This is a genomic window from Paracoccus marcusii (assembly GCF_006151785.1).
GTDB lineage: Bacteria > Pseudomonadota > Alphaproteobacteria > Rhodobacterales > Rhodobacteraceae > Paracoccus > Paracoccus marcusii.
Map to the genome: position 1 here is coordinate 1 of NZ_VDDD01000100.1, position 12,275 is coordinate 12,275.

General features: G+C 59.5%; 15 protein-coding genes. 1 reads left to right on the forward strand and 14 read right to left on the reverse strand.

All coding sequences use genetic code 11. The features are described from left to right. Positions 1-32: 32 nt before the first annotated feature. The 14 genes from FHD68_RS14020 to FHD68_RS14085 form a co-directional block, all read right to left on the reverse strand. Positions 33-575: a type IV secretion system protein gene (locus FHD68_RS14020; RefSeq protein WP_139086027.1), complete on the reverse strand. Its 543-nt coding sequence runs from the start codon at positions 573-575 to the stop codon at positions 33-35. Between the two features lies 1 nt (position 576). Further along, a complete protein-coding gene (locus FHD68_RS14025; protein WP_139086029.1) occupies positions 577-1,116 on the reverse strand; it encodes a hypothetical protein in 540 nt (179 codons plus the stop codon). After that, complete coding sequence (locus tag FHD68_RS14030) at positions 1,109-2,119, reverse strand: ATPase, T2SS/T4P/T4SS family (RefSeq protein WP_425277549.1); 1,011 nt, start codon at positions 2,117-2,119, stop codon at positions 1,109-1,111. The genes FHD68_RS14025 and FHD68_RS14030 overlap by 8 nt, the downstream gene beginning before the upstream one ends. A 2-nt stretch (positions 2,120-2,121) precedes the next feature. Next, the gene (locus tag FHD68_RS14035) at positions 2,122-3,525 is read right to left on the reverse strand and encodes a TrbI/VirB10 family protein (RefSeq protein ID WP_139086031.1); all 1,404 of its coding nucleotides are present in this window, start codon (positions 3,523-3,525) and stop codon (positions 2,122-2,124) included. Next, positions 3,522-4,235 carry a TrbG/VirB9 family P-type conjugative transfer protein gene (locus tag FHD68_RS14040; RefSeq protein WP_341872768.1) on the reverse strand — a complete coding sequence of 238 codons (714 nt, stop codon included), beginning with the start codon at positions 4,233-4,235 and terminating at the stop codon, positions 3,522-3,524. The genes FHD68_RS14035 and FHD68_RS14040 overlap by 4 nt, the downstream gene beginning before the upstream one ends. Beyond that, entirely contained in the window at positions 4,232-4,936 is a 705-nt protein-coding gene (locus FHD68_RS14045) for a VirB8 family type IV secretion system protein (protein ID WP_139086033.1), read from the reverse strand. The genes FHD68_RS14040 and FHD68_RS14045 overlap by 4 nt, the downstream gene beginning before the upstream one ends. An 8-nt stretch (positions 4,937-4,944) precedes the next feature. Beyond that, positions 4,945-5,733 (reverse strand): type IV secretion system protein, encoded by a 789-nt coding sequence (locus FHD68_RS14050; protein WP_139086035.1) that lies wholly within the window; start codon positions 5,731-5,733, stop codon positions 4,945-4,947. Position 5,734: 1 nt separating this feature from the next. Next, a complete protein-coding gene (locus FHD68_RS14055) occupies positions 5,735-6,937 on the reverse strand; it encodes a lytic transglycosylase domain-containing protein (protein ID WP_139086037.1) in 1,203 nt (400 codons plus the stop codon). Beyond that, positions 6,924-7,148: a hypothetical protein gene (locus FHD68_RS14060; RefSeq protein WP_042250062.1), complete on the reverse strand. Its 225-nt coding sequence runs from the start codon at positions 7,146-7,148 to the stop codon at positions 6,924-6,926. Before FHD68_RS14060 ends, FHD68_RS14055 begins: the two co-directional genes overlap by 14 nt. Further along, positions 7,141-9,519, reverse strand: coding sequence for a VirB4 family type IV secretion/conjugal transfer ATPase (locus tag FHD68_RS14065; protein WP_139086039.1), 2,379 nt, complete (start codon positions 9,517-9,519; stop codon positions 7,141-7,143). The genes FHD68_RS14060 and FHD68_RS14065 overlap by 8 nt, the downstream gene beginning before the upstream one ends. Continuing rightward, positions 9,509-9,787 carry a VirB3 family type IV secretion system protein gene (locus FHD68_RS14070; RefSeq protein ID WP_139086041.1) on the reverse strand — a complete coding sequence of 93 codons (279 nt, stop codon included), beginning with the start codon at positions 9,785-9,787 and terminating at the stop codon, positions 9,509-9,511. Before FHD68_RS14070 ends, FHD68_RS14065 begins: the two co-directional genes overlap by 11 nt. Before the next feature lie 4 nt (positions 9,788-9,791). After that, complete coding sequence (locus FHD68_RS14075) at positions 9,792-10,112, reverse strand: TrbC/VirB2 family protein (protein ID WP_052714862.1); 321 nt, start codon at positions 10,110-10,112, stop codon at positions 9,792-9,794. After that, positions 10,109-10,729 (reverse strand): lytic transglycosylase domain-containing protein, encoded by a 621-nt coding sequence (locus FHD68_RS14080; protein ID WP_139086043.1) that lies wholly within the window; start codon positions 10,727-10,729, stop codon positions 10,109-10,111. The genes FHD68_RS14075 and FHD68_RS14080 overlap by 4 nt, the downstream gene beginning before the upstream one ends. An 88-nt stretch (positions 10,730-10,817) precedes the next feature. Then, on the reverse strand, positions 10,818-11,189 hold the full coding sequence (locus tag FHD68_RS14085; RefSeq protein WP_244297871.1) for a hypothetical protein: 372 nt from the start codon (positions 11,187-11,189) through the stop codon (positions 10,818-10,820). Positions 11,190-11,964: 775 nt separating this feature from the next. Here FHD68_RS14085 and FHD68_RS14090 point away from each other — a divergent pair. Continuing rightward, the gene (locus FHD68_RS14090; RefSeq protein ID WP_208863776.1) at positions 11,965-12,234 is read left to right on the forward strand and encodes a hypothetical protein; all 270 of its coding nucleotides are present in this window, start codon (positions 11,965-11,967) and stop codon (positions 12,232-12,234) included. The last annotated feature ends 41 nt before the right edge of the window (positions 12,235-12,275 follow it).

Sequence of the window (12,275 nt, forward strand, 5' to 3'; positions counted from 1 at the left end):
TCTGCTCATGCATCACAGCTACCACGCTGGATTCACGAGATGAATCCCTGACGCGATTTGTGCAACAGAGCCAATAGAATGAGTAGTGTCGATACTGCCGTAACTACACCTATAAGAGACAAGCAAATCCCTGAGACAATAGCTGTTGTAAAATATCCCCCCATTTCTTGCGCAATATTGGTGGATGCCACGGTAAATTGATACATCATTTCATCTATGGCAGATGCAAAGCCGTTAGTGATCGTTGGGCCACTTAGCCCGTTCCCACTAGATGCAAGGATGCCCCCGGCTGTTGCTTCAATGGCGCTCATAATGCCATTGGCAACATTCCAAAATTGGTTCCAATTCCAAGCGAAGATACCAATCAAGGCCAGTTTGATCATCAGACTGAGGCAATGTCCCCATGCCATCGGTCGCAACTGCACCATCATGTTGATGCCCACCAGTGCTACCGCAAGAACGGCCATATATCCGACAAGGGTGCCGGATGCTTCGACAAGGCCAAGAAATGTCGATCTGGCCGCATTTACCAAAAAACTTTCAGCTGAATCAACGATTGGTGCGACAATGGCCATGTCAGCGTCCCTGCCATTCGCGGCAAATATCCAGCGACTGTTTGGTCATTCGTGCAACTTCCTGCACTACCGGCGCACGCAGCGCACGTATCTCAGCTCTGTCTTTTCCTGTTGCAGCAGCCTCGTATTGACGCTCTGCACTATCCCAGGATGGATGCTCGATTTCACAAGGGCAGGAGTTTGTCTCAATAATTTCTTGCAGGCGATCCATGTCATAAATCGCTTTCAAGAGAAGAGAGTTATCAGCTTCTTGTGGGGTTCTGTTAACAACCCATTCCGGGCGCGGTGGCTTTACACACCCATAACGGGTTGTCTCACCCCCGGCCTGGGGCTTTGACAGATCGGGCATGGTAAAATCCATGAAGTCCCGCTCGGCCTGTGTCAGCTGCGGCTCGGTCTGGGCTTGTGCAAATTGCACATCGCCCATTCGCGCGCTGGATGCAGTCTCGGCAGGGAGCCAGCTGTTTAGGACGGCACCACCGATCGCCACACCGACAGCAAGCGACGAGAGAGCGATGACAAGGGTCTTCTGATCAAACATGGCTCGTATCTCCATTGTCCCCGGCGTCAGGGATGTAAAATTCCAGCACACCCCGGTCGCCGCCGGCGCGACCGGTCTGGATCACCACGTCGATCGAGCTGGCGATGTAGCGCAGCGTGTCCGCATAGGTCAGCGGCAGTTCCGACTTCAGCGCCATGATGGCGAGCTTCGATAGAGCCAGCTTTGGGGTTTCGGCATGGATGGTCGTCATCGACCCGCCGTGGCCGGTGTTGATGGCCTCGATGAAGGTCATAGCCTCCTTGCCGCGAACCTCACCCACGATCAGCCGGTCAGGCCGCATCCGCAGACAGGAGGTCAGCAGAATGTCCGGCGTCCTGGTCTTGCTGTCCCGATCCGCAATCAGTGTCACCACATTGGGCTGCGTTGGCACCAGTTCGGCGGCGTCTTCAATGGTGATCATCCGCTCGCTGTCGCTGACATAGGACAGCATCTTGCGGGCAAAGACAGTCTTGCCGCTGTCGGTCGCACCAGCGATCAAGGCATTCATCTTGTGGTGGACGATGAATGCCATGGCCGCGTCAATGTCGCCGGAGGCTGCCAATTTTTTCAATTCCCGCTTTGTCTCCGCGCGGGCCTGGTCCACCGAGTATTCCTGACCGTGCAGGTATTTGATCTGGATCTTGTCGAGAGGGAGGGACGAGAAGAACCGCATCGAGATTGCAGCACCCGACAAAACGGCAGGCTCTGCCACCACCTGCGCCCGGATCGGGCGGCCTCGATAGACCACGGAGGTCGAGATGATCGGGGCTTCCCGGCCAAGGGTCAGCGTGCCCGCGCTGGCGATGCGGCGGCCCAGGTCCATGACTTCCTGACGGTTCATCGCCGCACGGGTTTCCAGATTCATCGCCGGATCGCCGTGTTCCAGCGACCAGATGCGGCCGTCCGGGTTTATGGCGATTTCCACTAATGCGGGGCTGTCGATGACAGCCCCGATGCGGGACAAGGCTTCATCCAGATAGCTGCCATGGCTCATGTCGTTCATGATCAGAAAATCTCCAGATCGCGGTCCACCATGACGGTGATCCGGGTGCCTTGGTTCACGGTGATGGTCGGCGGCATCGAGACATACTTGCCGATGGCCGACTCTGTTGCGCCGCTGACGGCGTTGGACATACCGGTTGCCGGATCGGTGGAACCGCCCGTGGAAATGGTCACGCCCCCGTCGCCGCTGTCGTCCTGCAAGGCCGAGGGGATGGCCGAAATTGTGGAAATCAGCGCCGCCGCCCCAAGCCTGCGGAAGAAATGGTTGTTGACCTTGCCGGTGGTGCCGGAACGGCCCAAGGCATCGCCACCGAAGGAGCTGATCTGCACCGACTGGTTGTCGGGCATGATGATGCGTTCCCAAGCCACCAGAAGCCGGTTCTGGCCGGTTTCCACATCAGCTGAATAGCTGCCGATCAGACGCGACCCGCGCGGGATCAGGATGCGCGATCCATCATAGGCCACCACATCGGTTGTCACGAGGCCCCGGATCGGACCTTGAAGCGTGGAGTCGATGGCTGTTTCCAGAACCGCCTGGATCATCGTGCCCTGAGTGACGGTATTGGACGGGTTCACGATGATCTCTGCGCGCTGGACCTGCACCGGACGCCCGGCATCGCGCACGAATTGGGCATCATCGCTGAGACGCGCCGCCTGCTGCGCAGCTGCCCCGTCTCCGAAACCTGCCGCATCTGCGACGGCACCGGCTGCGCCGCCGCCACCGAGGGCGACCATGGAGGACTGCAACCGGGCCTCTTCCAATTGGGCCGCCTCGTCGGCGGCCTGACGGCGCTGCGTGAGCAGATCGTCTTCACCCCCCGGCATCACGCTCTGGCCGTTTTGCAGCCGCAGCATGTCCATTTCATTTCTCAGTTCGGCAATTTCGAGGTTACGGCTGCTGAGTTGTTCGCTCAGTTCCTGTTCGCGCGATTGCGCCTGGTCCTGCAAACGCTTCAATTCGCTGCGCATTTGGTCAAGTGCGGCAGTGTCCACGACAGGCTCACCCTCGGCGTCCTCGGCCGGAGCCTCGGACAGCCGGTCGATCTGGTCCTGCAAGCCCCGGATCAGCTCGACCACTTCGGAATTGTCGCTGCCAGCCGCAGGGGCAGGGGCCGGTTCCGGTTCTGCGACCTCGACCGCTGCCGGCACCGCGGACGGGGGATTTTGCAGATCGCCAAAGCCGCTGCCCTCGTTCTGGAACTCCTGGGCTTCACGGACGGTCATATCTGCTGCGCCGTCAGGGAGCGAATAGACATAGACCAGTCCGGCAATAGCCACACCGCCGCACAGAAGCCCGGCCATCTTGGCAGCCTTTGCCGCAGGCCGGGCCTTGGGTTGATTGCGCGGATTGGACTTCTCCAGCGCCGCCAGCCGTTCGCGCAGGTCTGCCGTTTCTTGTTCGCTCATTGCACCAACCTCACCGCTTTCATCATCCCCACCGTTGATTCAACGGTCCCCAAGCGCAGCATCCAGAATGGGCTGGTGCCGGTCACGCGCACCACGCCATCGGGCATGGTCTGGGAATTGACCGTGATTTCCTGCCCTGCCGTGACCTTGAAGATCGCGGGCAATTCGCCGTTGCGGCGGAACTTGAAATAGGTGAAGGCCCCATCGTCCCAGACTTGCGTCGGGGTGGTGCCGTTCACGATGCTGCCGCCGTAGTCGTAATTCAGCGGACCACGGGCCACCTGGCGGTTCGCGGGCGTGGCGCTGCCCGAGCCGCGCGGGTAGGTGAAGCGCACCACGGAGAACTGCGCCGAGGCGGTTTCCGAGACCTCAAAGTAATACTGCCGCTTGTTGGTATAGACGTTGATGTTCGTGGCGGCGCCGCTGGTCGTGGGCTTCATGACGAAGGCGCTGCCACCCGGCACCGCATCGAAATTGAAGCTGACGGTATCGCCCGCGACCACGGAGGTAATTTCTTCATCCGGGCCGAACTCCACGGACGTAACCCGGCCAACCTGCGTCTGGACGCGGTAGACCTGTCCATCGACCCATTGGGCATAGCGGACACGGGCATCAAGATTGCCCGCCCGAGGGGTCACTTCAGCCAAGGCGCTCGACGCCCCCATGCTGGCCGCGCAGAGGGCAATGGCAAGACAAGTGCCGCGCATCATTGGATCTCCGATCTGTCAGAGGTGATTGCGTATTCGTAGACCGAGAAGCCGAACGGGTTGGTCCAGACTTCTTCAAGCGAACGGGCCTCAGTGGTGTCGTAGCGAAAGGCCAGTGTGGCCGTGAACAGACCCCGAGTTTCCCCATCACTGTCCTGCAGCCGCTTGCGCAGCCGGACCTGGGCCCGATCATTGGTGATCTGCGTAACCGAGAGAATTTCCACATCCATGCGCGCATTTGCGCCGTATTTGCTTTGCGGATAGTCCGGATTTTCCGATGACCAGAGGCTGCGCATGGATTGCAGCGCCGCCCCCGACGACCGGGCCAGCACCGAGCGGACCCGAAGGTCATTGTCGAGCATGCTGTAGGTTTCCCGGTCGCGCACATAGGCGTGGACCAGCGACTGCACGACAGCATCACGGTTGCTGACGGAGATTGTTTGCAGGTTCACCATCGGCAGCGCCATGCCGCTGGACGGATCGAACGGCACCAGGACCGGGGCGGGCGTTTCATGGCTGGCCGCGATCACCGCCGCCATGATGCAGCCGATGGCACCGAAGCCCCATCCGGCGACCCCGAACTTCTGCCAGAAGGCACCGCGCCGCCGCGCGCCATAAATCAGCTCTTCCTCGGTTTCACTGACTTTGCGGGATGGAATGGTCGTAGCGGAGGCATGCGCCGTTGTATTTTTGCGATTGAACATCGGTGGCCTCACTCCAAATCCGGCATGGTGAAATCGAGCATCTGCTGCTCCTGCGCCCAGGCACTGGCCTGCGACACGTCCGACATGCCCATCCCGTAGCTCTGGAGGGCGAGAAGCTGGTTGTTCTTGATCAGCTCGCTGACAGCCTCACCCATCATCCGGGTGTTCAGGTCGATGGCTTCCTTGATGCCGGTCTGCTGCGGGATTTCCCCTACCAGACTGTCGAGGCGCTGGAGGCTGACAGCTGTTTCGCGCTGCGCAGTGTCGGCCGAGGCCGCCACCATCGCGCCGGTCGTGGCTTGGTTGGCCGCACGTTTTTCCGACACGTTGCCGTCCCGGCCCATTTCCTCCACCCGCGCCGGATCGAGGCCCGCCCCGATCATCGTGGACTGCGCGGCGGCCTGTATCTGCTCACGGTAGTCTGAGGACAGGCCCGACCAGTCGCCGGACGATGCGGCATTGGCGGCTTGCAGGATGCTGGTCATTTTCGGAGCGAGAACCGTATCCAGCCTGCCCCCCATGAGAAGGCCCTGAATGTCAGCATTGCCAGTTAGGACGGCATAGATCTGTTGCAGCTCATTCGTCTGTGATTGCAGTTCGGCCAGTTGTTCGATGAATTGGTCCAGCATGTCGCTCTGGATGCCGTAATCTTCCAGCATCCGCCTGATCTGCGTGATCTGCTGCGCGATGGATTGGGTATCGACGGTCGGCACACCCTGCGCCGCGACCGGCGCGGGCAGTGCCACAGACAGGCACAGACCCGCACCGACGATCAATCCTTTGAATGCAATTCGCATCTTACAATTCCCCTTCAAAATTCAAGAATGCGCGCTCCTGCGCAAAGGCCGATGCAGCTGCTATTTGCTCAGCCGTCATCGGCTTGGAGCGGGCGGCGACGAGGCGCGTCCTGATGACCAGCAGGCGCACAAATTCGGCGCGCACATAGCTGTTCAGGGCCATCGCCTCTGCTGCGTTGCCGGTATCCCCAAGACGGGACATGGCTTCTTCAAGGCGGGCCATCGCCAGCCCCATGTCCTGACCGGCTTCATCGGCATATTCTGCTGTGGCCCCGCCGATCATCGCCCGGTCGGCATTCGCCATGTAGCTGGCCTCGATGCTGCCGATCTGGTCGGCAGCGCCAAGCGCCGCCATGTATTCCCGATACTTGGTCGGGATGATCTGGACGTAGTTCTGGGTTTCCGTAAAAGGCGGCACGCCGCCATATCTGCGAACATTACCCGCCCCGGCATTATAGGCGGCCAGTGCCAGGGTCATGTCGCCGTCGAACGCGTTCAGCTGCTGTGCCAGATAGCGCGCGCCACCTTCAGCTTGGACATAGGGGTCCGATCTGTAGGTTCCTTGAATACCAAGATCGCCAGCAGTCGCTTCCATAATCTGAGTCAGCCCGTAAGCCCCGACTGGCGATTGAGCATGGGGATTGAACCGGCTTTCCTGCCAGATGAGAGCCTGCAACCAGCACCGCCACTGGATCAGCGACAGCCCGGCGCGCTGCATGTGGTGGGTGTCCTGCGCTGCGCGGATGATGATCTGTTCGACGTTCTCGCGCTCGCCGCTGAACAGCTGGTCCGCAGCGGCGCTGTTGTCGGTGGCATAGACTTCCGCGGATGGAGCGAAGCCTTCCTCAAGGCCCCGAACCGTTTCCTCGGCCCCGGCCCCATTATTGGGCAGGGTCATTCCTTCGGTGACTGCCTCCAGCGCCTCGACCTGCTCCTGTTCGGCTTCAACGCGCTTGCGGCCTTCCTCAGCCTTCTGCCGTTGCAAAACGAGGTCCGCTTCAAGCCGGAGGGTGATTTGAGCCTCGCGGGCATTCTTAGCCGGATCGACAACCGGCACACCCTGCGCCATCGCCGTGCTGGACAGCATCAGGGCAAGAGCAGGGGCCGCCAGAGCCACCCGCAGGCTGCCCGCAGTCCCTTGCTCGATCCTTGACGTCTCGCGCGGGCCTTTTGCGGGCAATGAGCGAGGGTCATCGTTGCGCATAAGGACCGTCCTCAACTGCGCCCTCGTAGACGCCCACCTGGCGCACGGCGTCCTGTCGCGCTTCGCCCCACAGTTCTTCCAAGGGTCGAAGTTCGCAGGTCAGATCGCCACGCGCATTGAAGCACTTGCTGCTGACCGGCTTCGATTGGGTGCCAGCGCAGGCAGACAGAGTCAGGGACGCCAAAATGGCGCAGAGGGCATGCTTACGCATTTTCAAATCCTTTCCAAAAATCAGGGCGGGTCTGGTAGTCCGCGCCGACCAGCGCCTCACCGGCCTTCATGCCGCCGAGGATGGTCAGGAGCGGGCCAAGGGCCGAAAGATCGGTGTCGATGACATGCGAGCCGTCATCCGACCGCAGCAGGGCGATCCGCGAACCGGGATTCACGCCCATGAGGATTTCCAGCTCTTTCTGGTTCAGTCCAAGCCCGGCATAGTCCTCTGCACCGGCTTCCTTGTTTGGCAGCAGCATCTTCGTGGGCAGCGCCTGGAGCAGGGTTCGTCCATGAGCAGTCGCGTTCAGCTGATGCGCAAACTGCGTCATCATCACGACGACCGTGTTCTGCTTGCGCGCCGTGACCAGCCAGTTTTCGATGCGGCCCGCGAAGTAGCTGTTGTCCAGCGCCTTCCAGGCCTCATCAATGATGATGATCGTGGGGCGCTTGTCCTCGATCTGCCGCTCGATGCGCCGGAAGATGTAGGACAGGACCGCCATGCGGGCCCTCGAGTTTTCGCTGTCCAGAATGTCCGTCAGGTCGAAGCCGACAAACTGGCCGTCCAGCGAGAAGGTATCCTCGACCTCGCGCCCGAAAATCCAGCCGAAGCGGTTTCCCTCGGTCCACTCGTTCAGCCGTTCCGCCAGCGCGCCCCCGTCATGGGTGGAGCCGACCAGCTGCGCAAACTGCGTCCAGGTCCGCAGGTTGGGGTTTCGCGCCTCGGCGTTTTGACGCACGGCGTCGCGCACCGCGCGGGACTGTTCCGGCTGGAGCTGGCTATGGCCGGTTTCCATTAGGTGAATGATCCAGTCGCTCAGCCATTCCTGTCCGGACGTGTCCGTTTCGATCCAGAGAGGATTAAGGCCGGTGCGTTCGCCTGCCTTCAGTTCGGAATACCGGCCGCCCAAGGCGCGTACGGCCATTTCCATGCCCCGGCGATAGTCGAAGACAAAGACCCGCGCACCGACCCGTTGAGCTTGCGCGGCCAGGAATGCCGCCTGCACCGATTTGCCCGACCCCATGCGGCCTAGGACCAGCGTGTGACCGTTGCTTGGTTCTTTTTTCGGATCGCCTTCTTCATGGAAGTTTAAGCGATAGGCACTGCGCGAAATCGTTGGAAACCACGTGATCGGAGTGGCCCAAGGCACGTTGTCACCGCTCTTGCCCATCGCCGCACGATGCAGCGCCGCGAAGTCGGCAAACTGTTCATTGGTGATCGCGCCTTCGCGGATACGGAAGGCACGGTTGCAGGGATGCTGGCCGAAATAGACGGTGCGGGCCGTATAGCCCTGCGCAATCATCTTGACGCCCGCGCCTACGGCGATGTTGCGGATCATCGAGCTGATCTTTGCCAACTCCGCTTCGCTGTCGGCATAGACGGCGACCGCCATCTGATGCTGTCCGAAAGAAATCTCACCGGAGGCCAGACGGTTTTGCGCCTGTTGCACTGCCTCGATTAGGTTGGCGGCCTTGTCGTTGATCGCGGCGCGGCGGCGCAGTTCCCGCGCGATCCGCTCTTCCATGATGCCGCTGTTGACCGGAACGTAGTAGTTCGACACCACCATATCGACGGGCAGGTCCAGTTCATCGAACATGGTCACGAAGGACTCGCGCGGAAACTCCTTGATCGAGTAGATCATGCCTACCCGATCCGGCAGGCTGCCCCCGGTCAGGTAAATCCTGTCACCCTTGAAGGTGACGCGTGTGTTGCTAACAGTTTCCGCAATGGTCCGGTCCAGCGACGTGTGAAATGTCGGGACCTCGATCCCGGTATTGATGCTTTCGAGAAAGCCAAGCAGTTGACCGCTGGATGCGGTCAGCACTTGTGGGTTCATCCCCGACAAAGCCGAGCAGAGAAATTCCACGACCTCTTGCAGCTGGCCCACCTGGCCGTCGATCTGCCGGGCCAGAGCTTCCTGAGACTGGCGCTGCGAGAACGGGATCTTCGACAGCACGTCAGGCCGCTTGATGACGGTGATGGTGATGGTGTGTTCGCGCAGGTTGGCCCGGCCCATATGGGCCTGCCAGCGCCGGTCGATCTGGGCCGCAAGCCCGTCGCCTGCGACGGGCGGAAGGGCCGTGTCGATGCGGCGCGATACCTTGTGGACGGTATAGGCAAACTTGTCGCCGGTCTGGGCGATGATGCTGGCGAAGATTTCCTTTGTCCGGTCCAACATGTCATCGGCCACCGTTAGGCTGTTCAGCCCGGAGACGCGGATGCACTGGAAAAACTCGTTGCCCTTTGTGCGGATGGTCAGGTCGTCGATCAGCGAGACATAGGGCAGCATGGAAGCCACCGATTGTTCCCGGCTGGCCCATGCGGGCAAGGCATCGAGGGCGGCAGGCCCGATCCGAAGATTACGGTTCATAGCTATCAGCACCCCATTGATCGCGGTTTTTGGTTCGGCGGGTTTTTTTGCTCACGACCGTGACCACATCGAAAAAATGCGGGTCCCATTCGGCAGCGATCCAAAGGGCCGGATAGGACAGGGCCGTGAATATGAGGGTCCAGAAACTCTGGACCCACACGAAAGCCAGGACGGACCCCACCATCCAGATCACGGCGTAGAACATCGGAAGGCCCATGATGCGGGCCGGGCGAATGAGGCCGAGGAACAGGGGGGACCGTTTCACCATGAGATTACTGAGTGCCCCACATCGCGTTCACGATGACGCTGGCGCCGGCGACGATGGCGATGCCCGCGACGACATAGACGACAGTGCGAAAATCGACGTAGCCCATCAGCCAGGCCGCGCCGATGCCGATCACGGCCAGCGTTGCCATGGCCCGGCCAAGCGGTCCGGTAAGGGTGTCGGCAATTCCGGTCAGAATGTTCGTGATCGGGCTGAGGTTGATCTGCCCCTGGGCCATTGCAGGCTCGGTCATCAGCATGAAAAGGCCGACAGCCAGAAAGGCAAAGAGCAGCAGGTTGAGTGCCGAAACCGGCATTGATTTGGTCATAAGGTATCTCCGTTCAATCGGGTAAAGACGGCCATCACCTTGCGGACGTGACCTTGGGTTTCGCGGTAGGGCGGAATGCCCCCGTGGCGCGAAACAGCTTCGGGGCCAGCGTTATAGCCAGCCAGTGCCAGCTCCATTGATCCAAAACGATCAAGAAGAAGGAGCAGGTATCGTGCAGAACCATCGAGGTTCTGGTGCATGTCATGGGGGTTCACGCCGAGCGTTGCGGCGGTGGCTGGCATCAGCTGGCCGAGGCCGATAGCCCCGACATGGCTCCGCGCCCGAGGGTTATAGGCACTCTCGATTTCAATATTGGCACGGTAGAAATGCCGCCATTCCATGACTGACATTCCGGCTTTGCGCAGGGCGACGTGGCCGCCGTAGCGCATTGCGGTCTGATCAATGGCGTTGAGGATTTCTTCGCTTCCGGAAACTGCACGCGGCGCGACAAAACCGCTTTCCGGTTCTGCAAGAAACGACATGGAGTCTTGGGAAGGAGAGGCCGGGCGTTCAGCCTCTGGGATTATCGGCTGCCCGCCTGATCCGAAATGACGGGCAAAGCCGTTGCTCTGTTCTCTGAATTGGAAGGCACCATCGGAGCCGGGCATGAGAACCATGCCATTTGCAAAGGAGTGGCCTGGATTGAGAGGAAGAAGCCCTATCAGGCAACCTGCCATTGCCAGAGAAAAGAGAGATAGTGAAGACCTAGCTCTTTTTCTTATCTTCTGAATTTGTTGACGTTGAATGGACGGTCCGCTCTTTATCAAACAGCGGAACATCCACGTGCCTGAATCCGGCTTCGTGCATGAAGGAAGTAAGGCCGTTAATTGTTCTGAAAACCCTGACTTTAATTTCGTCCATATCATCGACCTTTCGTGGTGTCGTAACGAGGAGTTTTTCAAAAGTCCCTTCTGAATTAACGACGCGAACGATCCATTCGCCGTACCAAACGGACGCTTTTCTGTATGCTGCCGCTTGGCATACGACCTCAGCGAGATAGCCGCTAGCAACGAGCTTTCTGAATCTGGGTTCTGTAACCACATTCGGCGTTTCTTTTTCTAACTCTATTTCTTCCACGCCTGTGGTCCTCCAACTGGTAGGACTAGGCGCCCTTCTCGGGTAGCCCAGTTCTACAATATTATAATATTGGCATCAACCCTATAGGATTGATGAACGCTACTTTTCTCCTGCGTAGTCATCAGTAGGGCGCTGACCAATGAAATTAAAGCGACTTCGGAGGGTGCGGCTTGTGCTGGCTAGGGTGAGTGTTGCGTGCAGGATTGCCTTCCGCCCGCGGCAGAATGCCTTTGCCACAATGCCGGGATTTGCTGCTGCGTCTTGCATGGGCTTTCCAAGCGACGCCTCAAAAGAAGGATGGCGGGCAGACATGATGATGGGCCTGGACCGCGATGGGTGTCTTGCGTGACGAATAAGCAGGGCGGCCCGAAGACCGCCCTAATGCACGGGGCCGGGGCTATAGGGCGCTATGAGCAATGTGCAGTTTGCACATTCCTCATTCGTAGATCACGTTTTCGCATCTCTCGCCCTTCCACATGATAGCGACATGCCCAGTGTTCCACTTGTAGAGCCAACCCACGACCTCCCGCGATCCCTGATCCAAGACGCGCTTGATCGGATGAGCCTGCTCTCTCTCGTTGAGCGATCCAGTCGTATCGTCATCGACGGACACGATTTTGCTGCCTTGAGTACCCATATCATTACTCCCAGGGGCGGCACGGTGTGTGGCAACGCAGCGCGTTCCATCCACCGGCGATTTGTTCATTTCTGGTTAATGAACTATGGTCCCCGGCCTGATCACGGCACGATACGAAATTGAGCGAAACAGAACGAAATGAAACCCTCCAACGTGCTGATAAAAAATGGAAAGTTTTTCGTTCAGCCTGATGCTGGTGGCAGAGATTTCAAGGTGCTTTTCAAGAACCTCGCGGCGGCAGGAGCCGGGCGACCGGTTGACGAAAACGGATTTCCAAAAGGCCCTTGGACGGCAGACCTTCTCGCGGATGCGATCTCATTGATAGACGCAAACCAGGCTGGGATAGAGCTACGCACTGTCCAGCTCTGGTTCCAAGTGACGTTGCCCCCTGCGCCTAATCCAGTTTGAGGTAGACTCTGGCCCAACCAAGAGGACCAGAGATGAAGCGC